Below are 26,475 nucleotides of genomic sequence, written 5' to 3' on the forward strand. Positions count from 1 at the left end.
ACGTCCGCCACGACGTGAACAGCCCGACACCACCTCCGCCGAAACGAGCGCCCGGCGTCGTCCCGCCCCCGCTCAGCCGCCCGCGCCCGAACGCGGCGACATCGAACCGCGACGCCGCGCCACTCGCACCGCGCCGGCCGCCGCGACCGCAGCAGGCTCGGCCGGGGCCGCGGAGACCGTGGCCGTCGCCGCCGAAGGCGCCGCGCCACCGCCGAACCGGCGGGCCCGCCGCGCCCGCACCGCACCGCCGCCGCGGCCGAATCGCGGCGGTAGGGCAGTGCGGGTCGGTGGTCGCCTGCTGGCCGCGGTGACGGCCGTGGTCGTGGTCAGCGGCACCGGCCTGGCCTACTACACCGAGCGCAGCGTCGATCAGGGTTTCACCCGGTCCAACGCGATCAGCGAGGCCGATGCGGCCGCGCTCGACGGCGATCTGAACATCCTGCTGATCGGCCTGGACACCCGCAAGGACCAGAACGGCAACGACCTGCCCAAGAACATCCTCGACCAGTTGCACGCCGGTGACGGCAGCGAAGGCGGCTACAACGCCAATTCGCTGATCCTGGTTCACATTCCGAAGGATCTGAAGAAGGTCACCGCCTTCTCCATCCCGCGCGACGACTACGTCTCGGTCTCCGGTATCCCCGGCTACGACCACGCCAAGATCAAGGAGGCCTACGGGCTGAAAAAGGCCTCGGTGGAACAGAAACTGGAGAACCAGGGCGTCAAGGACAAGGTCGAACTCGAACGCCAGGGCCGCGAGGCCGGGCGCGAATCGATCGTGCAGACGGTCAAACAGCTCACCGGGGTGCCGATCAACCGATTCGCCGAGATCTCGCTGGTCGGCTTCTACGATCTGGCCAACATCCTCGGCGGCGTCGACGTCTGTCTCAACCACGCCGTCGACGACGAGTACTACTCCGGTGCGGTCTTCCCCGCGGGCCGCCAGCATCTCGACGCCGCCAACGCGCTGTCGTTCGTGCGCCAGCGGCACGGCCTCGACAACGGCGACCTGGACCGCACCCACCGCCAGCAGGCATTCCTGACCTCGGTCGCCAAACAGCTCAAGGATTCGGGAACGCTGACCAATATCGGCAAACTGCAGGACCTGATCGCCGCGGCGCAGAACGACATCGTGCTCTCCCAGGGCTGGAACCTGCTCGACTTCGCCCAGACCCTCGGTCGCGCCGGATCCATTCCGATCGAATTCCAGACCCTGCCGGTGAAGGCCTACGACACCGTCGACGGCCAGGATGTCAACATCGTCGACCCGGCCGCGATCAAGAAGACCGTGCGCACCGCCTTCGGGGTGGCCGAACCACAGTCCAGCGCTCCGACCACCACCCCCACCAGCACCATCGACGTGGTCAACGCCGGCGGAGCCGGTGGAATGGCGGCCAAGGTGTCCGCGGCGCTGGTGGACAAGGGCTTCCGCAAGGGCAACGTCGGCAACGCCACCTACAGCGACGGATCCAGTTCGGTCGTGTACTTCGGCTCCGGCGCCGACACCGACGCCACCCAGGCCGCCGACATGCTGGGCGGACTGCCCACGGCCGCATCGAAATCCCTCGATCCGGGGACGGTGAAGATCGTCATCGGCAGCGATTTCAGCATGCCCGACAGCCTCACCTCCTCCGCGTCGACGGTGACCACCACCGACCCCACGACCGGGCTCACCACGACCAGCAGCGGCGGCTCGGCGTCGACCACGGCCACCACCGACGACCGCCCCGACTCCGGTAAGCCGGTCACCACCAGCATCGGATCCGACATACCCTGCGTGAACTGAGGCGCCGCCGCGGCGGCCGTCTACGATTCTCCGGTGACCGGATACGACGACGCATACGACCACCTCGACACCTCCCGGCTGCCCGAGCGGCAGCGGCGCATCCTCGGCGTGATCCGGGATGCGGTGCAGCGCAACGGGTATGCGCCGTCGTCGCGGGAGATCGCGGCCGCCGTCGGACTGAAATCGGGCTCGTCGGTGTCGAAACACCTGAAAGACCTCGAGGACAAGGGATTCCTGCGCCGCAGCGCGAGCGTCTCCCGGCCCATCGATGTGCGCCTGTTCCTCGCACCTGCGGAAAGCCGTGGCGGCGAACAGGATTCGGTGACCGTGCCGGTGGTGGGCGATATCGCCGCCGGCACCCCGATCCTCGCCGAGGAACACACCGACGACCAGCTCACCCTGTCGCGGCAACTGGTCGGGCGCGGAACCGTGTTCGGGCTGCGGGTGCGCGGTGATTCGATGATCGACGCCGCGATCTGCGACGGCGACATCGTGGTTGTGCGGCAGCAACACGAGGCCCACTCCGGTGACATCGTGGCCGCCATGATCGACGACGAGGCCACCGTGAAGGTGTATCGCCGGCGCAACGGCCACGTCTACCTCGAACCCCGCAATCCGGCCTACGAGGTGATCGACGGTGACCGCGCGGTCGTGCTCGGCAAGGTCGTGTCGGTGATGCGCCGAATGTGACGAGCTGCTCGACGCGCCCGCCGGACCGATCGCCAAACGGTTGCCGCTGAATTAGTCTGCCCAGGCAGGCAACCGCGCAAGACCGAACGGGATTCGGAGGTGCACGTGGCGAGCAGTAATCGGGCGGGCAGATTTGCGGGGCGATACCGGGTGCGGCGGCGCACCCGGGTCGCGACGGTGGCGGCCGCGGCAGTTCTGGCCGCGGTATCGGCGAGCATGGCGGCAGGACCGGCCGCCGCCGCAGGCGATCCGGTCGTCGATTCCGGTGCGCCGCTGGCACATCCGGTGTCCGCCGACGGATCGAAGATCGTCGGCTTCTCCGTCGTCGACGGCCGCAACGTCACCCTGCAGGTGTACTCCGCGGCCATGGACAAACCGATCACGATCAACGTGCAGCGACCCGCCGACGCCTCCACACCGCGTCCCGTGCTGTACCTGCTCAACGGCGCTGGCGGCGGTGAGGACAGCGCCACCTGGGACAACAAGGCGCCCGACGCGCTGAAGTTCCTCGCCGACAAGGACGTCAACGTCGTCCAGCCCGTCGGCGGCGCCTGGAGCTACTACACCGACTGGCGCGCGCCGGATCCGAAGCTGGGCGTCAACAAGTGGAAGACGTTCTTCACCGAGGAACTGCCGCCCATCATCGACGGCGCCATGGGCACCAACGGCCTCAACGCCATCGCCGGGCTGTCCACCTCCGGCACCTCGGTGCTGCAGTTGCCGATCGCCAAACCCGGGTTGTACAAGTCGGTGGCCGCCTACAGCGGGTGCGCCCAGATCAGCGACCCTGTCGGCTACACCGCGGTCAATCTCGCGGTCAACGTGTGGGGCGGTGGCAACACCGTGAACATGTACGGGCCGCAGAACGATCCGATGTGGGCGGCCAACGATCCCTACGTGCACGCCGATCAGCTGCGCGGGCTGAACCTGTTCATCTCCAGCGGATCCGGGCTGCCCGGACAGTGGGACACCCTCAACGGGCCCTACACGCTGCCCGGACCGGGTGGACTGGCCAATCAAGTGATCATCGGCGGCGTGATCGAAGCCGCGGTCAACTACTGCAGCCACAACCTGCAGGCCAAGCTCGACGGTCTCGGCATTCCGGCGACCTACGACTTCACGCCGACCGGAACCCATTCCTGGGGCTACTGGCACGACGCGCTGATCCAGTCGTGGCCGGTCCTCGCGGCCGGGCTGCAACTTCCCGCCTGAGTGGCCACCGCCGGGTTCGACCGTCCCCTACGGACTGCCGGACCCGGCGGCAGGCGATTACGGTGACGGCGTGGCAGCCGGATCCGCGCCGGGCAGCATCACCGGCTCGTCGCAACTGGCCGGCGGATCGACCTGAGAACACCCGACAGGGGCGCGGGTGGGCCGGTAATCGGCGGGCACCCCGCCCGCGCGGACGAGCGCCGCGAACGCCTCGACCGCGTCGGTGGGCCGGCGCACCAGATCCGGATCCGAGGTGACATCGACGGTGTAGAGGCCGAAACGCGGGGTGTAGCTGCCCCATTCGTAGTTGTCGGTGAGGCTCCAATAGTTGTAGCCACGCACATCGATACCGTCGGCCTTGGCACGCTGGATCCAGTACACGGTGTCGCGCAGTTGATCGGCGCGGGTGTAGCCGTCCGGGCGGGGTTTGCCGTCCTCTGTCGGCATCCCGTTCTCCACCACATACAGCGGCTTGCCGGGGAACTGGCGGGCATAGCGGCGCAATGCGTAGTAGACGCCCTCGGTCTGCAGCGGCAACTCCCACATGGCGGGCGCACCGGCCGAAGTCGCCGGCGAACCGTCCGCGGCCGGGGTGGGGCCGAAGTAGTAGTCGACGCCGACGAAGTCGAGTTTGTCGCGCACCTGGTCGATATACGGCTGATTCACCTCGGTGTCGACGCCGGGAACATAGCCGATGTTGCTGGTGACCATCGCCTTCGGATAGGCGGCGTGAATATCGTCGTAGATCCGGTTGTGGGCCTGCGCGAGCCGGTCCATCGCCGCCGGCCACTCCTCGTGGGAGAGGGCGCCGATGCGGATCTCGGTGCCGAGATAGGCGGCCGGTTCGTTGACGGTGACCCAGATCGGATCGCGAGAACCATAGCGCTGCACCACTTTCCGCGCGTTAGCCAGCCAGTCGTCGACCATGCCCTGGTTGCGCCAGCCGCCGCGGTCGGCCGCCCAGCCCGGATACACCCAGTGATCCAGGGTCAGCATCGGGGTCATGCCCGCGGCGTAGACGGCGTCGACGATCCGGTCGTAGCCGGCGAACGCCTGGTCGTCCCATTCGTCGGGATGCGGCTGTACCCGGGCCCATTCGATACTCATCCGGAAGCTCTTCGCGCCCAACTGCGCGGCGCGCTCGATATCGTCGGCGTAGGTGTCGAGGAAGCGCACCGAATCCCGATACGGTTCGGCCGCGCCGGTCGCGATGTAGCGGGTCCAGTTGCTGTCGGGGGCCTGGCCTTCGGTCTGGAACCCGGATGTGGCCACCCCCCACACGAAGTCGGGGCCCAGGGGAGCGAGGGCCGACGCCGCCCGGCGGACGGGGTCGGCGCCCGCGCGGCCCGGCAGCAGCAGTGCGGCTGCTGCTGCCAGGCCGGTGGCCAGCACCTGGCGGCGGTTCGGCTCTCGCATCCAGCAATCGTAGCTGTGAGATTGCTGAATTCCGGTGTGCGCAAGGGCGTGTCGAGCGGGCGATCGGCCCCTCACATCGTGATCAGTGCGGTGGTGCGGTGAGGTCGAAAACCTCGAGGCCACCGAGGTGCTGCGGCGTGTAATGCGCGGCCACCCAGGCATAGATATCGGTGTTGCCGACCGGATGCCACAATTCCGGCTCCGCTGGTGCGGCCGACGGGTTGTGCGCGGTCGCCGGGGTGGGCGTGGCGCCGGGGGTTCGGTGCTGGTCGCGGGTTCGCCACGAGTCCGGCAGCTTCATCTCGGGCGCCAGATAGTAGGTGATCCGGTGGTCGCGGACCAGGTCCTGGAATCCCGCCACGGTGGGGACCGGATCCTCGGAGGTGAATCCACCGATGGCGATCACCGGTGTGCGGCTGGCCAGTTCGAGCCCGGCCGCCGGTCCCGAGCGGTCGATGGCCGCAGACCACGTCGTATGCGTCGCCCGCAACATCTCCACCAGGTGCGGATCGGTGTCGGTGCCGCCCATCAGCATGCCGATCTGGCTGCGGAACGGATTCAGCGCCTGCGGTAGCTGCGGACGTGCCGGCCCGACGACCGGGCTGCCGCCGGTATGCGACTGCGGCAGCGTCGCCACCGCGTAGGCGCTCGACCCGGCCGTCGCGGCGAGCACACCGGCGCCCACGGCCACCGCCACCGCGCGGGCGGGCGCCCGGCGCGACACCGCCGGTAGCACTGTCACCAGCAGGGCGGCGGCCGCCGCGACGGTCACCGTGAGGATCGACCACCGCAGCCACGGCTGCCAGTCCGGATTCCGGTCGAGCAGCACGAAACCCCAGACACCGCCGGCCGCAACGAGTCCCGCCGCCCCGGCCCGGCCCCACGCCCGGTCCCGGCACCGCCACACCTCGGCCAGTCCCAGGACGAAACTGCCGACCACCGCGGGCGCGATGGCCAGGGTGTAGTAGGCGTGCATGCCGCCCTTCATCGCCGAGAACGCCACCCCGTCGATCAACAGCCACAGCCCGAAAACCAGTGCCGCCCCGCGCACGATATCGGTCCGCGGCGTGTTCCACCGCGTGACGAGCACGACGACGAAACCGAGCACGGCCGCGGGCAGCAGCCACGAGATCTCGAATCCGATCTCGCCGGTGAACAACCGGTCCGGACCCGACCCGAACCCGCCGCTCCCGCCACCCAGATGCGGCAACTCGTAGCCCGGGGGCAGTTCGAAGGGTTTGCGCCCGGCGTGGTTGTGTCCGAGGTAGCGGGCGAAACCGTTGTAACCCAGCACCAGATCCATGAACGTGTCGTCCTTGGAACCCGCCAGATAGGGCCGGGAATCGGCGGGCCACAGAATCGTCAGCAGCACATACCACCCCGACGAGACCACCAGCGCCACCGCCGCGGCCAGCAGATGCACGATCCGTTTGCCGAATCCCGCCGGCGCCACCACCAGATACGCCGCACCCAGCGCGGGCAGCACCATCAGCCCCTCGAGCATTTTCGCCAGGAACGCGAAACCCAATGCGACACCGGCCGATACGAGCCAGCGCGGGTTCGCGTGCCGCAACGCGCGCACGGTGCAGTAGGCGGCCGCGGTCATCAGCAGCACCATCACCGCGTCCGGATTGTTGAACCGGAACATCAACGCCACCACCGGTGTCAGGGCCAGCAGCAGACCCGCCAGCAGGCCCGCGCCGCGGCTGCCGGTGGCGCGGGCGATCGCGCCGTACATCAGCGCGACCGCCGCCACCGCCATCAACGCCTGCGGAATCAGCATCGAGGCGCTGGAGAAGCCGAACAGCTGCCCGGACAACCCCATCACCCATTGCGAGACCGGCGGCTTGTCGACGGTGATGAAGTTGGCCGGGTCCAGCGAACCGAACAGCAGCGCCTTCCAGTCGCGCGACCCCGACCAGGCCGCCGCCGCGTAGAACCCGTTGCCCATCCCGTTGACGGTGATGTTCCACAGATACGCGGCCGCGGTGGCGACCAGCAGCAGCGCGAGCACGATCCGGTCCCGGCGCCGTGGCGGCGGCAGATCCGGATCCGGCGGACGAGCCGATTCGGGCGATACGGGCACGGCGGTGTCGGCAGTCGTCACTGTCACCGCGGGAGCGTCTCAGCCGATCCGGTGACCACCCTGTCCGAACCCTTGGAACTTGCTGTGAGTTCGGTGCGATCGGGCGAATCGGACGCCGCAATCCGTCGCGGTCAGTACCGGCCGAACAGCACCGCCGCGTTGTGGCCGCCGAATCCGAACGAGTTGTTCATCGCGAACTCCACATCGGTGTGCCGCGGTTTGTCGCGCACGATGTCGAGGTCGATCTCGGGATCCTGGTTGTCGAGGTTGAGCGTGGGCGGAATGACCTGATCACGCAGTGTCAGCACCGAGATCGCGGCCTCCAGCGCGCCCACCGCGCCCACCGAATGCCCGAGCGCCGACTTCGGCGCGTACACCGCCGGGTGGGTGCCGATGGCGGCGGCGATGCCCTTGGCCTCGGCCAGATCGCCGATCGAGGTGCCCGTGGCGTGGGCGTTGACGTGATCGACATCGGCGGCGGCCACGCCCGCGGTCTCGATGGCCCGGCGCATCGCCCGGGCACACCCCAGGCCCTCCGGATCGGGGGCGACCATGTGATAGCCGTCCGCGGTCAATCCGGCGCCGAGCAGCCGGGCCAGCGGTCTCGCCCCGCGTGCCAGCGCATGCTCCTCCGATTCGACCAGCAGCAGCGCGGCCGCCTCGCCGAAGACGAAACCGTCGCGATCGCGGTCGAACGGCCGCGACGCCCGTTCGGGTTCGTCGACGCGGGAACTGAGCGCGCGCGCCATGGTGAATCCCGCGATCGCCATCGGATTGATGTAGCCCTCGACCCCGCCGGCGACGACGATGTCGGCCTCGCCCAGCACGATCGAGCGCCACGCGTGCACCAGCGCCTCGTTGCCCGAGGCGCACGCCGACACCGGCGTCACCAGGCTCGCGCGCGCACCGATCTCCAGGCCGACCACGCCCGAGACGCCGTTGGGCATACTCATCGGCACCGCGAACGGCGACACCTTGCGGTAGCCGTGTTCGCGCATCGTGTCGTTGGCGTCGACGATGACGTCGGCGCCGCCCAGGCCGGTGCCGATGCACACGCCGAGGCGGTCCTTGTCGACCTCGGGCGCACCCGCGGTCTCCCACAGCCGGTTACCCATCGCGTACGACATCTGCTGGACGTAGCACATGCGGCGCTTGCGTACCCGGTCCAGATCGGTGGTGGGATCGTGGATCAGTTTGCCGCCGATGGCATTCGGTAGATCCTGGCGCAGGATTTCCTCATCGGTGAGGACCTTGATCCCGCTGGCGCCGGAAAGCAGCGCCTGCCACGTACTTTCGGTATCCGCGCCGATGGAGGTGGTGATTTCCAGCGCGGTGACGACTACCTCGCGGAAGCCGCCGTTGCGGGTGTTGAAACCGGTATCGAGCGTGCGCACGGTCGTCGATTCCTCCCTGTCGGTCCCTCATTTCCCCGGACACGAAACTCGGCAGCACCCGCGAGCGCCGATGACCTCGCCGTCATCGGCCGCCCGTCCCGCCGCGCGGGCGGTGGGTGCGCCTCGGTCAGCGTAGCCCTCCCACCGCTCTCAGGGGTGCGAGAAACCAAGATGCCAGAAATTTGCCGCAGGGGTACCGTTGAGGGTCACGGATGGGTGCGTCCGCAGCGGTGCGCCCGACCGGACGGGCTAGGGAAGGGCGTGCCCGAGATGACTGTCAACGCTGTTCACGACGTATTCACAGCTCAGCTGGACAATGTGGGGCCGCAGGCTCCACCGGGCGCGGGGGTGACGACGGCGCTGCTGCGAAATCTCATCTGGTTGCATTTGCTGGCAACGGCGATCGCGGTTGGTTGCTGGATCCATCTGGCGAACCGGCGCGGGGTCGCGCGAGCCACGGTGTCGCGGGTGGCCGTCGGTGTCGTCGCGATCGGGCTGGCCACCGCGGGAGCGGGGGAGATCCTCGGCGCGGCCATGCACTGACCGCGCCGCCGACTCTGCTGCGACTAGACGTAACCAGAAATAACACGTAACCTTCGGGTATCCGGACGGCGAGGTCCGGGCTGACATTCGGACGAAACGGATACCTCAATGACGCGGCATGTCGACGTGTTGATCATCGGTGCGGGCCTGTCCGGGATCGGGATGGCCTGCCATCTCAGCCGGGAGAACACCGGACGCAGCTACGCGATCCTCGAACGGCGCAGCGCGATCGGCGGCACCTGGGACCTGTTCCGCTACCCGGGCATCCGCTCGGACTCCGACATGCTGACCTTCGGCTACGGCTTCCGCCCCTGGATCGGCACCAAGGTGCTCGCCGACGGACCGCACATCCGCCAGTACATCGCCGACACCGCCGAGGAATACGGCGTCACCCGCCACATCCGCTTCGGCCGCAAGGTCGTGAAGTCGAGCTGGTCGAGCGCCGAGCAACTGTGGACCACCGAGGCCGTCGACGCACAGACCGGCGACACCGAGACCTACACCAGCAACTTCCTGGTCGGCTGCACCGGTTACTACGACTACGACAAGGGTTTCCGTCCGCAGTTCCCCGGTGAGGAGAACTTCGGCGGGCAGATCGTGCACCCCCAGCACTGGCCCGAGGATCTGGACTACCGCGGCAAACGCGTCGTCGTCATCGGCAGCGGCGCCACCGCGATCACACTGGTCCCGGCCATGAGCGAGGACGCCGCGCACGTGACCATGCTGCAGCGCTCGCCTACCTACATCGCGCCACTGCCCGCGGAGGACCCCGTCGCGGTCGGCATGAAGAAGGCCAAACTGCCCGCCGCGCTGGCCTACAAGACCGGCCGAGCCCGCAATATCGCCCTGCAGCGCGCCAGCTTCGCCCTCTCCCGCAGCAACCCCGCCCTGTCGCGGAAACTGCTGCTGCAGGCCGTGCGGGTCGCCGTCGGACCCAACGTGGACATGCGTCACTTCAGCCCCAGCTACAACCCGTGGGATCAGCGGCTGTGCATCGTGCCCAACGGCGACCTGTTCAAGGTGCTGCGCAGCGGGCGGGCCTCCATCGTCACCGACCGCATCGCGACCTTCACCGAAACCGGCATCCGCCTGGAATCCGGCGAGGAACTGCCCGCCGACATCATCATCAGCGCGACCGGGCTCAACATCCAGATGCTCGGCGGCGCGGCGATCGATGTCGACGGCACCCCGATCGCGACCCGCGATCTGGTCGCCTACAAGGGCGCGCTGATGAGCGGGCTGCCCAACGCCATGATGATCATCGGCTACACCAACGCCTCCTGGACGTTGAAGGCCGATCTGGCCGCCGAATACTTCTGCCGGCTGCTCAATCACATGAAGGCCAAGGGGTATTCGAGCTTCGTCGCCGAAGCCGAGGACGCCGACCGGGCGCCCGAGTCGATGATGGGCGGCGCGCTGACCTCCGGCTACATCGCCCGCGGCGACGCGGTGATGCCGCGTCAGGGCCGCCGCGGTCCGTGGAAGGTCATCAACAACTACTACCGCGACCGCGCGCTGCTGCGCAAAGCCGATCTCGAAGACGGCATCCTGCGCTTCGGCACTCGTTCGGCGGCCGCTCGCCCGGTCGTCGAATCCCGTTCCGCCTGAACCTGTTCCGGCGGAACCCCGTCCGGTCGCGGCAGCGCACGCCACGACCGGACGGCCGAGACCTCAGCCCAGCAGATACGGGGGAGTCGCGGGCGGCTTGGTGTTGGCGACGAACTCGCGCCGCAACCGGTGATAGGACTCGCCGTCGCCGAAGAAGTTGCGATGCATATGCGCGAGCTCTTCGGCCCGATACCGCGCCAGCGGCCGCACCGCCTCGTCGGCCGCGCGGCGCTGTTTCTTCGCCAGCAGTAGATTCTGCAACTCCGGTGCGGCCGCGAGAATTTCGGCCTCGCGGCGAACCTGTGCCCGGAACCGCTCGGTGGAGCCCTCGAACACCTTGTCCACCAACCCCACTCGCGCCGCGGCCCGCGCCCCGACCGGCAGGGTGCGGCTGGTCAGCTGCGCCGCGACCTCCGGGCCCACCCGCTGCGGCAGCGTGTAGGTCCAATACTCCGAACCGTGCAGGCCCATCAGCCGGTAGTGCGGATTGAGCACCACCGATTCCCGGCACCACACGTGATCGGCGGCCAGGGCCAGCATCACCCCACCGGCGGCGGCATTGCCCGCCAGCGCCGCGATCACCAGTTTGTCGGTGGTGGTGAGGATCGCCTCCACCACATCGTCGATCGCGTTGATGTTGCGCCACGACTCCTCGGCCGGATCGGCGGCCGCCTCGATCACGTTGAGATGGATACCGTTGGAGAAGAAGTCGCGCCGCGGCCCCAGCACCAGCACATCCATCGGCCGATCGCAGGCCTCGCGATAGGCGGCCAGCAGCCGCCGGCACTGCCGGGTGTCCATCGCGCCACCGGGATAGGCGAATTCGAGATATCCGACGCCCGCGTCCTCGTGGTAGCGCAGCTCCGACCAGGTGTCGCGCACCGCCGCCTCCGCGGCGGAGACCGGTACCTCGGGGACTCCGGCGGGCAGATCGGCGCCCAGTGCGTCGGTGGCCGGCATCTTGAACGTCACAGGTCCGCCCGGCACGCGACGCGGACGCAGCTGCGGCAACCACACCGCACCGTCGACGGTGGCCCGGCAGATCGCGCCGTCGCGGGTGGCGATCACCGCACCCGGCTCACCCCGCAGCCGGTCCTCGTGATGACCGCCGTGGACGAAGTATTCGCGGCCGAACAGTTCGTCCAGCACACCCGGCTGGGAATCGGCCGCGCGCAGCGTGCGGATCACGGTCGCGGTATCGGCTGTGGCCCAATCGATGCGGCGCACCTGCTGAGTGAGGAACGGCCGCAGCCGGCCCGTGACATCGGGGCGGTCGTGGTCCAGCGGTTCGGGCACGTAGTCGCCGGATGCGAAGCGGCGCACCGCGGTCAGCACCGCCTCGACCGCCGCGTCGGACACCTCGTTGCGATACAACTCGCTCTTACCGCACGGCGCCACATCGAATCCCACCGACGCCCAGATCGGACCGGCGTCCATCTCCGCCACCGCCTGCAGCACCGTCACACCCCATCGGGTCGCGCCCTCGGTGATGGCCCAGTCCAGCGAGGACGGCCCCCGATCACCCATCGGCCCCGGATGCACGATGAACACCGGATGTTCGGTCCACACATCCTCGGGAATCGCCGTGGTGAGCATCGGCGCCAGAATCAGATCCGGCCGGAAGCGTGCGACCCGGGCGCGGAGCAGGTCGTCGCCGAGAGCCAGCTCGACTCCGACCTCGTGATCGCGTTCCCGCAATTCGGCATGCACTCGCTGGGTGAGACTGTTGAATGCGCTGGCGACCAACAGGATGCGCACGAGCTGTCCTCCATCAGGGTGGTTCGTCGGTCCGTGACCGGACCGCAACATTTGCCCCTCCGAAACTAGCCCAGCGCCCGGTGCCCGTATACCCGGTGGGGGAGATCAGTGCGGCACGGTCACCGGATCGGCGCAGCTGCCGGGGATATCGACCAGCGAACACGCCACCGGGCCGCGCGTGGGACGGTAGTCCGTGGCAACACCTCCGGCCCGCGTGATCGCGCGATAGGCGTCCACGGCGTCGGTGGGGCGCCGTGTCAGGGCGGGGTCGCTCAGCACGTCGACGGTGTACAAACCGAAGCGTGGTGTGTAGCTGCCCCATTCGTAGTTGTCGGTGATCGACCAGTAGTTGTAGCCGATCACGTCGATGCCGTCGGCCTTGGCACGCTGCAGCCAGTACACGGTGTCGCGCAGATCGTCGCCGCGGGTGTAGCCGTCGGGGCGGGGCGCACCGTTCTCGGTCGGCATGCCGTTCTCCACCACATACAGCGGCTTACCGGGGAATCGGCGCGAATAGTATTCCAGCGCATAGTAGACGCCCTCGGGCTGCAGCGGCATCTTCCACAATCGGTCGAGGTCCTCCGGCGACAGCCGGGCCAGGTCCTGCGGGGTGTGGCCGTAGTAGTAATCGATGCCGACATAGTCGAGTTTCGCGGCGATAGCGTCGATCATCGGGCCGTTGACCACCGGTTCCGCCGTGCCGACGATGTAGGCGAGATTGCTGGTCACCATGGCGCCCGGCTGCGCCCGATGGATGTCGTCGTAGATGGTGTTGTGCGCCTGGATCAGTCGCTGCTGCATCGCCGGGACGTCCGCCGGCGACAGCCCGCCGTTACGGGTTTCGTTGACGATGTAGAACGCCGGTTCGTTGAACGTGACCCACAGCGGATCGCGAGAGGCGTAGCGCTGCACCACCGTCCGCGCGTTGGCCAGCCAGTCGTCGAGCATCGCCGGATGCGCCCAGCCGCCGCGGTCGGCGGCCCAACCGGGATACACCCAATGATCCAGCGTCAGCATCGGGCGGATGCCGTGCGCGGCCATCGTGTCGAGAACGCTGTCGTAGAAGGCGAATCCGGCCTCGTCCCATTCGCCCGGCCGCGGCTGCACCCGTGCCCATTCGACGCTGATGCGGTACACGCCGACGCCGAGCCCGGCGGCCAGGCCGATATCGGAGCGATAGCCGGTGAAGAAATCGACCGCATCGTGGTAGCGGTCGTAGTCGGGATGCGTGGCCACGTACCGCAGCCAGTTGCTGTCGGGCGCATGGCCTTCGCATTGAAATCCGGCGCTGGCCACACCCCACAGGAAGTCGGCGCCCAGATTCGGCACGGTGGCCGGTGCGGCCGGGCGGGCCTGGGCGAAGGCGGCGGGACCGGCCACGGCGGCGGCGGTCCCGGCGGCGAGCAGACCGAAAGCCTGGCGACGGCTGAGATTGCGCATCGAACTCCTCGGTATCCGGCGGGGTACGGTCCGGCAACGGTAACCCCGGTCACCGCTTCCGCAGGGCCGGACGCGGCGCAGTCATTCTCACCCGCAATTGGGCGAGTGTCCAGATGTTGCGGAATTCGGTCGAACACTGTCGGTGCGCGCGGCTAGGGTGGCGGCCATGGTCACGCATATGACGCATTGGGGAGCGTTCGACGCCGTCAGCGACGGTGAGCGGCTGACCGCGGTACGGCCCTGGCCCGGCGACCCGGAGCCCACCCCGCTGATCGGCAATGTGGCTTCGGCGCAACATCATCCGACCCGCATCGATCGGCCCTACGTCCGGAAATCATGGCTCGAACACGGGCCGGGCGCATCCGGACGCGGCGGCGATGCCTACGTCCCGGTGAGCTGGGACCGGGCCCTCGATCTGCTCAGCGGCGAATTGCGCCGCGTCTACACCGAATTCGGCCCCGAAGGCGTCTACGGCGGCTCCTACGGCTGGGCCAGCGCGGGACGTTTCCACCACGCCCAGAGCCAGCTGCACCGGTTCCTGAACTGCCTCGGTGGCTACGTGCGCCACGTCAACAGCTACAGCCTGGGGACCTCCACGGTATTGCTGCCCTACGTGGTGGGGGACCTGTTCGCGCTGCTGGGACGCTTCACCGCCAAATCGGTGATCGCCGACCACACCGAACTGGTGGTCGCCTTCGGTGGTATCTCGCCGAAGAACGCCGCGGTCAATCCGGGCGGTGTCTCCCGTCACCACAACAGGGACTGGATCGAGCGGGCCCGGCGGCGCGGCTGCCGGTTCGTCACCGTCGCCCCGCTGCGCGACGACACCGCCGATATCGCGGAGGCGGAGTGGATCACCCCGCGACCGGGCACCGACGCCGCCCTGATGCTCGCGCTGGCCCAGGTTCTCGACGCCGATGGCCTGACCGACACCGCCTTCCTGAATTCCCACACCGTCGGCTACGAACAGTTCGCGCGATATCTGCGCGGCACGGCCGACGGCGTCGTGAAGGATCCCGCGTGGGCCGCCGCGATCACCGGGGTGCCGGCCGAACGCATCCGTACGCTGGCACACGAGATGGCCGCGGCGCGCACCCTTGTGACGGTGAGCTGGTCGCTGCAGCGAGCGCAGTACGGGGAGCAGCCGACCTGGCTGGGTGTGGTGCTGGCCGCCATGCTGGGCCAGATCGGATTGCCCGGAGGCGGTTTCGGCCACGGCTACGGCTCTTCGGCGAGCATCGGCGAACCCAGCCGCACGCTGCCGCTGCCGCGACTTCCGCAGGGCGCCAACCCCATCGACCGCTTCATTCCCGTCGCGCGCATCGCGGATATGCTGCTCGCGCCCGGCGCAGCGTTCCGATACGACGGGCGCGAGCTGCGCTATCCCGATATCCGGCTGGTGTATTGGGCAGGCGGCAACCCCTTCCACCACCATCAGGACTTGGCCCGTCTGCGCCGCGCGTTCGACCGGCCCGAGACCATCGTCGTCCACGACTCGTTCTGGACCGCCACCGCCCGCCACGCCGATATCGTGCTGCCGGCCACCATGACCATCGAACGCGACGACTACGGCACCGGCGACAACGACGGCATCCTGTTCCCCATGCCCGCCCTCACCCGCCCGCACGGACAGGCTCGCGACGACTACGACATCCTCGCCGAATTGTCCGAAAGACTCGGCACCGGTAAGGAATTCACCGAGGGACGCACCACGGGCGACTGGCTGCGGCACCTGTACGGGCAATGGTTGTCCGACCTGGGCGAACGGGGACGGGACTTCCCGGACTTCGACCGGTTCTGGTCCGGTTCCGGTATCGAACTGCCCGTCGCCGACCCGCCGCAGGTGGTGTTCGCGGACTTTCGTGCCGACCCCGGCGCGCATCCGCTGCCGACACCCTCCGGTCGCGTAGAGATCTTCTCCGAGACCATCGCCGGCTACGGCTACCTCGACTGCCCCGGGCACCCGGTTTGGATCGAGCCCGACGAATGGCTGGGTGGCGCTGCGGCACAACGGTTTCCGCTGCAGCTCGTCGCCAACCAGCCGCGTACCAAACTGCACAGCCAGCTCGACGTCGGCGCGCACAGCCGGTCGGTGAAGATCCGCGACCGCGAACCGGTGCGGCTGCACCCGTCGGAAGCGCGGGCGCGGGGAGTGGCCGACGGCGACATCGTGCGCCTGTACAACGACCGCGGCTCCTGCCTCGCCGGGCTCGTCGTCGACGACGCGGTCGCACCGGGCATCGCGCAGTTGTCCACCGGGGCCTGGTACGACCCGGATCCGGAAGATCCGTCGTTCTGCCGGCACGGCAACCCGAACGTGCTCACCGCCGACCGCCCCTCCTCCACGCTGAGCCAGGGCAGTACGGGACAACTGGCGCTCGTGCAGATCGAGGCCTATCACGGCGCGGTGCCGAACCTGACGGTGCTCAGTCCACCGCAGATCGTGGCAGACCACGACAGCTTGTAACCGGCTGCTGGACAGGAACATTCACTCCGGTTGTCAACCCGGTGGTGTGCCGATGATCCGGTCAGTCCTTCCGGCCGGTCAACGCCAAGCTGGTACCGAGTCCGATCATCACGAGCCCGCCGGCTCCGCCGACGGCGGCGAGTCGCCGTGGCGAACGCGCGAACCAGGCGCGTGCCGCGCCGGCGGTCAGTGCCCAGGTGGAGTCGAAGATCAACCCGAACAACGGGATACACAGGCCGAGCACCAGCATCTGCCCCGGCACCCACCCGTCCGGGTCGACGAATTGCGGTAGCAGCGCGGCGAGGAAGACCACGGACTTCGGGTTGGCAAAACCGACGACGAGGCCGTCACGCAGCATGGACACAGTGCCGCGCCGGATCGCGGGCGCCTCCGTGGTGAAAGCCTCGGCCAGACCGGCACGATGGCGGATCGCCTGAACGCCCAGATAGATCAGGTAGGACGCACCCAGAAGTTTGACCGCGGTGAAGGCGGTGGCCGACGCCGCAACGATTGTCCCGAGCCCGAAGGCCACCGCGGCGACCTGCAGGTAGACCCCGACCGCGTTACCAGCCACGGTGAACAGCGCCTCCCGCCGCCCGATCGTGATCGCCCGGGTGATCGCGAACAGGACGCTCGGCCCGGGAACGACGACGAGCACCAACGCCAGTCCGGCGAATTCGAGCAGATGATCGGGCGCCACCATGCGACGACCATAACGAGCGGAAGCCGAGACCGGCCACCGCTTTCCGCGGCAGGTTCCTCAGCTCGTTCCCGCGATGACCTCGCGCACCCAGTCCACCGGCACCGGCGCCAGATCGTGCGCGTCGAGACCCACGTGGATCATGCGGCCGCGGACCCGCACCGAACTGTGGGTGTGACCGTGCAACAGCCAGCGCCCGGCATTGTCGCCGGTCGCGGGCAGCCGCCACTCCTCGAATCGACTCTCGGCGGTGTGGTCACCGTCGGCGACGCCGTGAAACGGAAAGTGCGACAACAGCACTCGCTGACCGTCGATCCTGCGGACCGCGGACTGCTGCACCGAGGCGAACACCTCCAGATAGATCCGCTGCCACCGATGGGCCCGGCTGCGCATCGGATGGCAGCCGTCGTGATTGCCCGCCACCAGATGTTTTTCCCCGGGCCGCCGCGACATCCACTCCAGCGCGGCCATCTGCGCCCGTGTCCCGCCGACCGAGATGTCACCGAGCACCCAGATCTGATCCCCGGCGCCGACCCGGCTGTCCCACCGCTGCGCCAGCTCGGCATCGTGCTCCTCGGGCGTATCGAATCCGCGCAGGCCCGACACGAGACGATGGCCCACGTGCGGGTCGGCGAGAAACCACACCTCGCTCACAGTGTCTCCTCTTCCAGATGGGCGCGCCGGATGCGTTGCAGCAACGACTCGATCGGTTCCTCGTCGGGCTCCTGCGGAAGCGCCGAGGTCGCCTCCGCGAAAGCCGCCTCGTACTCGCCGAGCACCGCCCGCACCCGAGTCGCCCCGTCGACCGCGGCGCGCTGCCCGAAATCCAGATAGCGCTGCGGATTCGGCACCCGGATCGGCAGGAAACCGGTGGTATACAGCTGATGTCCCTGCCACAGCAGCCGCAACGTGTGCCGAGCCTGCTTGGCGCGCCGCTCCGGCGACGGATGCGGGCGCTGCTCCAGATCGCGCAGCTGCGCGGCCGCATACCCGACATACGCACGACGGACCCGGCTCGCCGACGCGAAACACCCACGCAGCGAGACGAGTTCACGTCCGAAATCCGTGGCGACCGTGTAGGTGTCGAGCCACAGCAGTTCGTAGGCGGTCGGATTGCACGACAGCATCAGCGTCATCGCCTTGCCGATCTCGTGGTAGACGGCGTCGTCGCCGTCGCGGCCGGTGCGGCTGGTTCGCGCCGGCGGATGCAAACCCAGCAGCGCGTTCGTCGGTTCCGCGTAGATCCCGGCATAGTCGGTATCGCTGCCCGCGGTCGCCAAGCCGTACGCCTGCGACCCGACCACTCCCTCCAACAGCAGATTCCGCACCTGCCCACCCCCATCCGTACGCCCTGTCGCAGGCTCCCCGAAGCTCACCGGCACGATCGCCGGAGAGGCAACGATAGTGCGGGCGAACGGCTGCGCGCACACGAATTTCCGGCGGCCGATCCGCGTAGGGAGGCAGGTCAGCTGTGGCTGCGCTCGTGCCAGCCGTGCGACAGCCACACCTGTTCGGCGCGGAGGGCGGCCTGTGGGGTGAAGTAGTCGCCGGTCCGCAGGTCGTCGAGCAATGTCGCGTGTTCGGGTGCCCACCCCAGCAACGCTCGGGTGTGTTCGCTGGAGACCGGGACGTCGAGGGAGAAGAATCGAGCCAGGAACGGGTTCCCCAGATGCGCGGCGGCCTGTTCGAGGGTCAACGAAGCGGTGGGAATGTCGAGCACGTGCGCGATCTGCTCCGCGAGACTTCTGATCGTGACAGCGCTTTCGCCGACGCCGTGCAACACGCTGCCGGCGGGCGCCTTCTCCAGCGCCAACCGGAACAAGACCGCGGCGTCGGCACGGTGGACCGCGGGCCACCGATTGGCGCCGTCGCCGATGTAGGCCGAGACGCCTGCCCTGCGCGCGGCCGCGATGAGCGCCGGAACGAACCCGTAATCGCCGGGTCCGTGCACGGTCGGCGCCAGTCGGACCACACTGGCGCGCACCCCCGATCCGGCGAGACTCAGACAGCTCTGCTCGCCCGCGATGCGGAAAGCGGCGACCGAATCGGGGTCCGGCGCCTCCTGCTCGGTGCTGACCTGCCCGGCCCTGGTCACCAAGGTGCCCGACGTGCTGACAAGGGGCTTGCCGGTGCCGGCCAGCGGCTGCCCGAGCGCCTCGATCGCGGCGCAGTCGCGGCGGATGAGGTCATCCGGATCCGCGTAGTCGCCCCCGTAGGCCATGTGCAAGACGCCGTCGGCGGCCGCTGCGCCGCTGCGCAGGCTGTCGAGGTCGTCCAGGGAGCCGCGATGCGGTGTCGCGCCCAACGATTTTAGCCGGGCGGCTGCGGCCTCCGAGCGGGCCAGACCGGTCACGGTGTGACCGGCCGCGATGAGCTCGGCGACGACAGCGGGTCCGGTCTGACCGGTGCCGCCGGTGACGAAGACATGCATGGAACTCTCCCTTTTGCGCCAGTGACTGACGCTAAGTAGTGTCAGTCACTGACTCTACGGGAAGTGTCAGTGACTGGCACCACGTTGTGCCGGTCACTGACGCATCGCGGTAGGCTCGGCGAATGCCACGAAGCGGAGCAGAGGTGCGTCGCCGCCTGCAACAGGCGGCCCTCGGGCTGTACCGGGAACGGGGATTCGACCAGACCACCGCCGCGGAGATCGCCGCCCTGGCCGGGGTCAACGAGCGCACCTTCTTCCGGCACTTCCCCGACAAACGCGAAGTCCTCTTCGACGGTGAAGCCGACCTGCGCACCACCCTGATGCAGGCAGTTGTCGAAGCGCCCCAGGGACTGAGCCCGTTCGAGGTTCTGCTGCGCGCCTTCCGGGAGTCGGCTCGGAACTTGGAACGCAACCGCCCGTTCTCCGATCCACGGTGGAAGGTCATCGCCGTGACACCGGCACTGCGCGAACGCGAGCTGGCCAAACACGCGGGGCTCACCGATGCCGTGGCGGAGGCGCTACGACAACGGGGTATCGACGCCGGCCCGGCCGACTTGGCCGCTCGCACCGGCTGGGCCGCCTATCAACACGCGGTCCGAGCCTGGATCGACGACCCCACGGACAATCTGGAGGCGCGTCTCCGCCGGGCCTTCGACGACCTGCGCGGCCTTGCCGCCGACATACTGACACGGGCGGATCGAGAGGGGAGATCGGGTCGGGTCCCGGATCCGAAGTGAGCCGGCGGCGGTGGGGGACCGCCGCCGACGATCGGTGCGCGCTACGGTGCCCGGAAGCCGCCGATCTTCTCCTCGAGCAGTTCGGCCAGCCGCAGCGGGGTGCGGTCCTCGAACATCGGACCGATGAGCTGGACACCCACGGGCAGGCCCTCGGGGGAACGGCCCGCGGGTACAGCGGTGGCGGGCAGGCCGGGCATGGTGGCCATACCGGCCCAGACGAGCTGGTCGAAGTACGGGTACTCGACGCCGTCGATGTCGATGTGCCGGTCCTCCAGCCCACCGTTGTGGTTGTGCGGATAGGCGGGAGTGGGTGTGATGGGGCAGACCACGGCATCGAATTCAGCGAACAGCTGCCGCCAGCCGTGGCGATGGAGTTCGCGACCGTTGTCGGCCCCCACCCAGTCTCGGTGGCTGAGCACCATGCCGCGCAGCCTCGCCGCATCGAGACTCCGGTCGTCGGCGCTCAACGCGGCGGCTCGGGTCTGCAGCTCTCGATACACCTCGAGCGGAAGACCCGCGGCGGCATTCGACAGCATCAGCTGCATGTAGAGCGTCGCCGCTTCGGCCGGATCGGGCAGCAGCGGGCTGTGCCGTTCGACCCGGGCGCCCTCGTCGACGAGCGCCTCAGCGACCCGGTTCACGCCCGCCCGCACCGCCGATCCGGTCGGAATCAGCGGATGCTCCTCGAGGACCAGTACGCGGAAGTCGGCCAGCCGATCGTGGCGCGCGGGCGGCAGTGCGAGGTCGTAGGCGACGCCGTGGGTCAGCGGGTCCGGTCCGGCCATCACATCGAGCAGCAACGTGAGATCGCGAGCGGTACGCGCCATCGGACCGGTGACAGCCAGGTCGAGATCGACCGGCAATGCCGGTGCGGGCGGCGCGACCATGCCGCGGGTCGGGGCCAGCCCGAGGGTCGGCTTGTGCGCGTAGATGCCGCAGAAATGCGCGGGGGTGCGCAGCGAACCGGCGAGGTCCGAGCCGATGGACAGCGCGCCGAATCCACATGCCAAGGCCGCCGCCGAACCGCCGGACGATCCACCCGACGTACGGTCGTGGTCCCACGGATTGTTGGTGGTGCCGTAGATCTCGTTGAAGCTCTGGATATCTCGCAGCATCTCGGGCACGTTCGTCTTGCCGAGGATCACCGCGCCGGCGGCCTCCAGCCGCGATACCTGCACCGCGTCCTCGGTCGGTATGTAGTTCGCGTGCTGTGGTATGCCCCAGGTCGTGGGCAGCCCGGCGATGTCGTAGGACTCCTTGACCGTCACCGGCACACCGAGCAGCGCGCGGTCCTCACCACGGGCGCGTGCCTGGTCGGCACGCTGCGCGGCCGCCCGCGCACGGTCGAAGGTCGGCACACAGATCGCGTTGATCGCCTTGTCCTCGCGCTCGATACGCGCGATCGCGTCCTCGGTCAGTTCCACCGAGGTCACCTCGCCCGCACGCATTGCCGCCACGATTTCTTCGGCTGACTGAAAGTTCCGCTCCATGAATCCGACGGTATGGGCCCGTCGCAGGGGGCATAAAACCCTTCTTCACGCAAAGCGCAAATTCGAACGGATCGACCTTCGGGGCGAATCGACGCATGCGTTCCGTCATATCCCAGGTCACGGCGTACGCTGCGCACGACGCGAGGCGTGCAGGCCATGAAATGCCCTTTCGCACAACAAGACAGATGTCACAACGGCTACCGCGTCTCGACTCCGGTCGCGGACCGTTCGGCCGGAGGGCCGGTCACGACGGACGGCGAGACACGCGAATCCGTGCAGGGCGGGAAATCGCAGGTCGTTGCATCAAGAGTCGGCCGGGATCACATCGACGACCACAGATTCGGGGTGCCCTCCGCCAGCCGCAGCACAAAGGTGTGCCGCATCGGGCGGATCGGCTCACTCCATGGTGTTGCATGGAATACAAGGTTGTACCTTGTCGAGGGAACGCTGGAATTACTCGGGGCGGACACGAATTTCACGACTACTCACCGGAGGGTGAATTCCACAGACCTGTGGGTCAGCCTTCGGCGCCGCAATTCCCAGAGGTGCATTCGATGCACTTCGAACCAGGTCCGGATTCACAACCCGAGTTTGGTTACCGCGTTGTCCTCCAGGGGATTCGCGGTGCGGATATAGCCGTGCACGGTGCGCGGGTTGGACCAGCGGCCCTGGCGCATGATCTCGCGGTCGCTGGCGCCGCCGAGTGCGGCCTGGGTGGCGAATCCGGCGCGCAGTGAATGTCCGGAGAACAGGGCCGGATCCAGTCCCGCCCGTGCGGCGTAGCGTTTCACCAGCTCGGCCACCGCACGTCCCGAGATCGGCTGCGCGCCGATACCGCCGTGCCGCGACACCGGCGGGAACAGCGGGGCCTGCGCATCCACGCGGGTGGCGCCGGTGAAGCCGTGGCAGCGGTGGATATCGCCGGTGGCGCAGGCGCGCTCGGTCCAGGACCGCAGATCGTCGGTGCCGCCCGCGGCGTGGATGTCGCGCAGGTCGATCCACTCGGCGAAGGCGCACACCGGGCACGTCGAGGGTCGCGCCCCACGCGGCAGGGCCACCGACTGGGCGCCGGCGCCGGTCGGATCGGTTTTGGTCGCCGGCAGCCGCACCAGCAGCACGGGTTCGCCGGTGCGGTGATCGAGGGTGACCGCCACATCGCCGACGCGGAGTCCGGCGAGTTCGCTGCGGCGCAGCGCCCCGGCGAATCCGACGAGCAGCATCAGCCGGTCGCGTCGGCGGGCCGGCTCGGTCGGCCAGCCCGGAGCCGGCAGTCCGTCCAGCAGTTGTGCCAGCGTGTGCAGCAGCACGGGACGTTTCCGGTTGGGAACGCTGCGACGCGTGCGGCGGATGCCGCGCAAGGTCAGCCGCACCACATCCGATCGGGTGGGGGAGGGTAGCCCGTTGGCGGCATGGACCGCGGCGATGGCGGCGCTCTTGCGTTCCAGCGTGGCCGGCCCGAATGCCCACTCGCCCGACGGTTTTCGCGCATCCGCGGCCGCGGCCAGATACACCGCGACATCGAGAGCGTCCGCCGGCAGTGCGCACCGCGCCTCGGCCGCGCACCACGCCGACCACCCGACCCAGTCGGATCGGTAGGCGCGCACCGTGTTCGGCGACTGCGAGGCCTCCAGATAGCGGCCCAGCGCCCCGGCCTGCTCGGTGTCGAAGCGCTCCCGCACCATCCGCAGGGCGACCGTGTCGACGAGTACGCTGCGCACTCCCCGCCGTAATTCGGTGCGAACCGCCTCCGGCACGGCGATATCGACGATCACGGGATCCGGTGAGACGCTCATCGCGAGACAGGTTACCGGGCAACGACGTTCGCCGCGCCCGTCCGCGCCGGGAAGAATGATCGACCGTGCCGCCCGTGACAGTTGCCGCCGATGATCCCGCCCGCGCCGATGTGCGAGCGCTGGCCGCCCGCCATCTGGCCTTCGCGCGGGCGCACACCCCGGCCGACGCCGTGTTCGCGCTCGACCTGGACGCGTGGGCCGATCCAGCGCTCACCCTGGTCGCCGCTCGCCGCGACGGGGTGCTACTGGGTATGGGCGCGGTGCGCGATCTCGGTGGCGGGCACGGGGAACTGAAATCCATGCACACCGACGAAGCGGCGCGCGGACACGGTGTCGGCACCGCGATCGTCACGCATCTGCTCGCGCTGGCGCGCGCCCGCGGCTGGGTGCGGGTGAGCCTGGAAACCGGTGTGGGCGAAGCGTTTCGGCCCGCACGGACGCTGTACGCACGGTGCGGATTCGTCGCCTGCGGCGCCTTCGGGGACTATCTCGACACCGGGACGAGTGCGTTCATGACTCGCGCGCTGTGAGCGCCGGGCGAAACGGAAGCAGGAGAACAGAAAGACATTCCCTCCCACTTCAATATATAGCGCACGGGGGGCCTTGCGGCAAGGCCCGGGGTGTGCTGCACAATCGTCGGGCCAACGCCACGACCTGCGGAAATCGGCTGTTCCGTGGGCTGTGCCCTCACCGTGTCGAATGGGGTTTCATGATTGACGTGATCGTTGCCGGTGCCGGACCCACCGGTCTGATGCTGGCGTGCGAGTTGCGGTTGCACGGCCTGAACCCGGTCGTGCTGGAGAAGGAGACCGAGCCGACGAAGGTGGTCCGCGCGCTGGGCCTGCACGCGCGCAGTATCGAAGTGATGGATCAGCGCGGGCTGCTGGAGCGGTTTATCGCGCTGGGCACGAAGTACCCGGTCGGCGGGTTCTTCGCAGGTATCACGGCACCGCAGCCGGAGCTGGACTCGGCGCACGCCTATGTGCTCGGCATTCCGCAGACCGTCACCGATCGGCTGCTCGCCGAGCATGCGGCCGAACTCGGCGTCGACATCCGGCGCGGCTGTGAGGTGGTCGGCGCCATCCAGGACGCGGACGGTGTGACAGTCGAACTGGCCGACGGCAGCCGGCTGCGTGCGCAGTATCTCGTCGGCTGCGACGGCGGGCGCAGCACCGTGCGCAAGCTCGCGGGAATCGATTTTCCCGGTGAACCGTCGCGGGTGGAGACGCTGCTGGGGGAGGTCGAGCTGGACGCGCCCCTGGAAACCGTGACCGCGGTGGTGACCGAGGTCCGCAAGACACAGCGGCGCTTCGGGGTCGGGCCGTCGGGCAACGGGACGTTCCGGTTCGTGGTGCCGGCCGAGGGACTGTCCGAGGACCGCACGGTGCCGCCGACGATGGAAGAGGTGAAGCGGCAGCTGGTGGCCACCGCCGGCACCGACTTCGGCGTACATTCACCACGCTGGCTGTCGCGTTTCGGCGACGCGACCCGGCTGGCCGAGCGGTATCGATCCGGGCGGATCCTGCTGGCCGGAGATGCCGCGCACATCCATCCGCCGGTCGGCGGGCAGGGCCTCAACCTGGGCATCCAGGACGCGTTCAATCTGGGATGGAAGCTGGCCGCCGAACTCGCCGGGTGGGCCCCGGCCGGTCTGGTGGACAGCTATGAGTCCGAGCGGCACCCGGTCGCCGCCGACGTGCTGGACAACACACGCGCCCAGATGGAGCTGATGTCGCTCGAGCCGGGCCCGCGGGCGGTGCGCCGGCTGCTCACGGAGCTCATCGATATCGACGAGGTCAACCGGCGGCTCACCGAGAAGATCACCGCCACCGCGATCCGCTACGACTTCGGTACCGGACACGAACTGCTGGGCCGGCGCCTGCGGGATGTGCGGCTGAAAGACGGGCGCCTCTATGAGCTGATGCACGCGGGCCGCGGACTGCTGCTGGATCAGACCGGCCGGCTGTCGGTGGCGGGATGGGCCGATCGGGTCGATCACGTCGTCGATGTCAGCGAGGAGTTGGATGTGCCCGCGGTGCTGCTGCGGCCGGACGGGCATGTCGCATGGGTCGGCGGCGATCAGGACGATCTGCTCGCCCATCTGCCGACGTGGTTCGGCGCGGCCTGATCACGCGCCCGAGCTAGGTCGCGGCACCGAAGGTGCGGGCGGTGGCGATGGTGGCGAGCCGGTCGTCGCTGCCGGTGTCGCGCAGATCGACACGCCCGACGCCACCGCGCACCGTCGCGGTGGCCGTCACCGGACCCACCTTGGCCGGTTGCAGATAGCGCAGACCGAGGAAGCCGAGGCTGTCGCCCGGAGCCAGGGACAGCACGGCTTCCTCGGCCGCGACGGCGATGAGGCCGCCGTTGACGCTGTCCGCGGCGTTGAGTACCTCGTCGGTGCGCGGGAGTACGGCCACGCCGGGGCGCACGCGTTCGCAGCCCAGGCGTTCGGCCAGGGGAGTGGTGAGCCGGTCGCGCCCGGCCGGCATATCGAGGCTGAGCGCGCGGGGAAGTTGCAGGTCCGGGTCGGGTGCGACCATGAAGGAGGCACCGGCCAGTGCCAGCGGTTCGCCGTCGACGGCGAAGTCGATCTCGGCCACGAAGACCGAGCGGCCCACCTTCACGGTGCGGCCGATCGCCTCGAGTTGCCCGGCGGCGGGCGCGGGCCGGTAGAGGTGGACGTCGAGTTCCAGGGTCACCGGGACCCGTGGATGCATCACCAGCGACGCCAGTAGTCCGGCCACGGTATCGGCCCAGGTGGCGAGGATGGAGGTGCGCAGATGCGTGGTTCCCGGCGCGTGCAGTTCCGGCACGATGGTCGCGGATCCGTGCACATCGTCGCCGGCGCGCCGGGTGGCGAAGCCGAGTTCGAGCAGCACGTGGCGGCGCGGGGACAGTCTGCTTTCGACACTCACGGCATC

The 26,475-nt window shown here is 68.9% G+C and carries 21 protein-coding genes; 9 read left to right on the plus strand and 12 right to left on the minus strand.

Annotated elements, in window-relative coordinates:
• The first annotated feature begins 178 nt into the window (after positions 1-178).
• The 3 genes from C8258_RS16920 to C8258_RS16930 all read left to right on the plus strand — a co-directional run bounded on the left by C8258_RS16920 (position 179) and on the right by C8258_RS16930 (position 3,688).
• Complete coding sequence (locus tag C8258_RS16920; protein ID WP_233225161.1) at positions 179-1,786, plus strand: LCP family protein; 1,608 nt, start codon at positions 179-181, stop codon at positions 1,784-1,786.
• 33 nt (positions 1,787-1,819) lie between these two features.
• Positions 1,820-2,476, plus strand: a complete 657-nt coding sequence (gene lexA / locus C8258_RS16925) for a transcriptional repressor LexA (protein ID WP_106956004.1) — start codon at positions 1,820-1,822, stop codon at positions 2,474-2,476.
• Positions 2,477-2,692: 216 nt separating this feature from the next.
• The gene (locus C8258_RS16930) at positions 2,693-3,688 is read left to right on the plus strand and encodes an alpha/beta hydrolase family protein (protein WP_106956138.1); all 996 of its coding nucleotides are present in this window, start codon (positions 2,693-2,695) and stop codon (positions 3,686-3,688) included.
• Between the two features lie 57 nt (positions 3,689-3,745).
• Here C8258_RS16930 and C8258_RS16935 read toward each other — a convergent pair whose 3' ends face one another.
• The 3 genes from C8258_RS16935 to C8258_RS16945 all read right to left on the minus strand — a co-directional run bounded on the left by C8258_RS16935 (position 3,746) and on the right by C8258_RS16945 (position 8,584).
• A complete protein-coding gene (locus tag C8258_RS16935) occupies positions 3,746-5,104 on the minus strand; it encodes a family 1 glycosylhydrolase (protein ID WP_106956005.1) in 1,359 nt (452 codons plus the stop codon).
• Between the two features lie 82 nt (positions 5,105-5,186).
• A complete protein-coding gene (locus tag C8258_RS16940; protein WP_106956006.1) occupies positions 5,187-7,217 on the minus strand; it encodes a glycosyltransferase family 39 protein in 2,031 nt (676 codons plus the stop codon).
• 104 nt (positions 7,218-7,321) lie between these two features.
• Positions 7,322-8,584: a KasA/KasB family beta-ketoacyl-ACP synthase gene (locus C8258_RS16945; protein WP_106956007.1), complete on the minus strand. Its 1,263-nt coding sequence runs from the start codon at positions 8,582-8,584 to the stop codon at positions 7,322-7,324.
• 270 nt (positions 8,585-8,854) lie between these two features.
• On the opposite strand from C8258_RS16945, the gene C8258_RS16950 reads away from it, so the two are divergent.
• A complete protein-coding gene (locus C8258_RS16950; RefSeq protein ID WP_106956008.1) occupies positions 8,855-9,127 on the plus strand; it encodes a hypothetical protein in 273 nt (90 codons plus the stop codon).
• 108 nt (positions 9,128-9,235) lie between these two features.
• Complete coding sequence (locus C8258_RS16955; RefSeq protein ID WP_106956009.1) at positions 9,236-10,735, plus strand: NAD(P)/FAD-dependent oxidoreductase; 1,500 nt, start codon at positions 9,236-9,238, stop codon at positions 10,733-10,735.
• A gap of 63 nt (positions 10,736-10,798) precedes the next feature.
• Here C8258_RS16955 and C8258_RS16960 read toward each other — a convergent pair whose 3' ends face one another.
• The gene (locus tag C8258_RS16960; protein ID WP_106956010.1) at positions 10,799-12,493 is read right to left on the minus strand and encodes a hydrogenase maturation protein; all 1,695 of its coding nucleotides are present in this window, start codon (positions 12,491-12,493) and stop codon (positions 10,799-10,801) included.
• 105 nt (positions 12,494-12,598) lie between these two features.
• The gene (locus C8258_RS16965; protein WP_106956011.1) at positions 12,599-13,933 is read right to left on the minus strand and encodes a family 1 glycosylhydrolase; all 1,335 of its coding nucleotides are present in this window, start codon (positions 13,931-13,933) and stop codon (positions 12,599-12,601) included.
• Positions 13,934-14,099: 166 nt separating this feature from the next.
• Between C8258_RS16965 and C8258_RS16970 the strand changes: the two genes are divergently transcribed.
• Entirely contained in the window at positions 14,100-16,400 is a 2,301-nt protein-coding gene (locus C8258_RS16970; RefSeq protein WP_106956012.1) for a molybdopterin-dependent oxidoreductase, read from the plus strand.
• Between the two features lie 61 nt (positions 16,401-16,461).
• On the opposite strand, the gene C8258_RS16975 is transcribed toward C8258_RS16970, so the two are convergent.
• The 4 genes from C8258_RS16975 to C8258_RS16990 all read right to left on the minus strand — a co-directional run bounded on the left by C8258_RS16975 (position 16,462) and on the right by C8258_RS16990 (position 19,531).
• The gene (locus tag C8258_RS16975) at positions 16,462-17,103 is read right to left on the minus strand and encodes a LysE family translocator (protein WP_063063253.1); all 642 of its coding nucleotides are present in this window, start codon (positions 17,101-17,103) and stop codon (positions 16,462-16,464) included.
• Between the two features lie 57 nt (positions 17,104-17,160).
• Positions 17,161-17,754 (minus strand): metallophosphoesterase, encoded by a 594-nt coding sequence (locus C8258_RS16980; protein ID WP_106956013.1) that lies wholly within the window; start codon positions 17,752-17,754, stop codon positions 17,161-17,163.
• Complete coding sequence (locus C8258_RS16985) at positions 17,751-18,428, minus strand: DNA polymerase beta superfamily protein (RefSeq protein WP_199195735.1); 678 nt, start codon at positions 18,426-18,428, stop codon at positions 17,751-17,753. Before C8258_RS16985 ends, C8258_RS16980 begins: the two co-directional genes overlap by 4 nt.
• Positions 18,429-18,565: 137 nt before the next feature.
• Positions 18,566-19,531, minus strand: a complete 966-nt coding sequence (locus tag C8258_RS16990) for an SDR family oxidoreductase (RefSeq protein WP_106956014.1) — start codon at positions 19,529-19,531, stop codon at positions 18,566-18,568.
• Positions 19,532-19,653: 122 nt separating this feature from the next.
• On the opposite strand from C8258_RS16990, the gene C8258_RS16995 reads away from it, so the two are divergent.
• A complete protein-coding gene (locus C8258_RS16995) occupies positions 19,654-20,268 on the plus strand; it encodes a TetR family transcriptional regulator (RefSeq protein WP_106956015.1) in 615 nt (204 codons plus the stop codon).
• Positions 20,269-20,309: 41 nt separating this feature from the next.
• Here the strand turns inward: C8258_RS16995 and C8258_RS17000 are convergent, their stop codons facing one another.
• Positions 20,310-21,758, minus strand: coding sequence for an amidase (locus C8258_RS17000; RefSeq protein ID WP_106956016.1), 1,449 nt, complete (start codon positions 21,756-21,758; stop codon positions 20,310-20,312).
• Positions 21,759-22,336: 578 nt separating this feature from the next.
• Positions 22,337-23,551 carry a site-specific integrase gene (locus C8258_RS17005; RefSeq protein WP_106956017.1) on the minus strand — a complete coding sequence of 405 codons (1,215 nt, stop codon included), beginning with the start codon at positions 23,549-23,551 and terminating at the stop codon, positions 22,337-22,339.
• Between the two features lie 74 nt (positions 23,552-23,625).
• Here C8258_RS17005 and C8258_RS17010 point away from each other — a divergent pair, with 74 nt between their 5' ends.
• Together C8258_RS17010 and rox are read left to right on the plus strand one after the other, a co-directional pair.
• Positions 23,626-24,081, plus strand: a complete 456-nt coding sequence (locus tag C8258_RS17010; RefSeq protein ID WP_106956018.1) for a GNAT family N-acetyltransferase — start codon at positions 23,626-23,628, stop codon at positions 24,079-24,081.
• A gap of 179 nt (positions 24,082-24,260) precedes the next feature.
• The gene (rox, locus tag C8258_RS17015; RefSeq protein WP_106956019.1) at positions 24,261-25,679 is read left to right on the plus strand and encodes a rifampin monooxygenase; all 1,419 of its coding nucleotides are present in this window, start codon (positions 24,261-24,263) and stop codon (positions 25,677-25,679) included.
• Between the two features lie 13 nt (positions 25,680-25,692).
• Here rox and C8258_RS17020 read toward each other — a convergent pair whose 3' ends face one another.
• A complete protein-coding gene (locus C8258_RS17020) occupies positions 25,693-26,469 on the minus strand; it encodes a hotdog domain-containing protein (RefSeq protein WP_106956020.1) in 777 nt (258 codons plus the stop codon).
• Positions 26,470-26,475: the final 6 nt, after the last annotated feature.

Source organism: Nocardia sp. MDA0666 (genome assembly GCF_003023875.1).
Classification (GTDB): Bacteria; Actinomycetota; Actinomycetes; order Mycobacteriales; family Mycobacteriaceae; genus Nocardia; species Nocardia aobensis.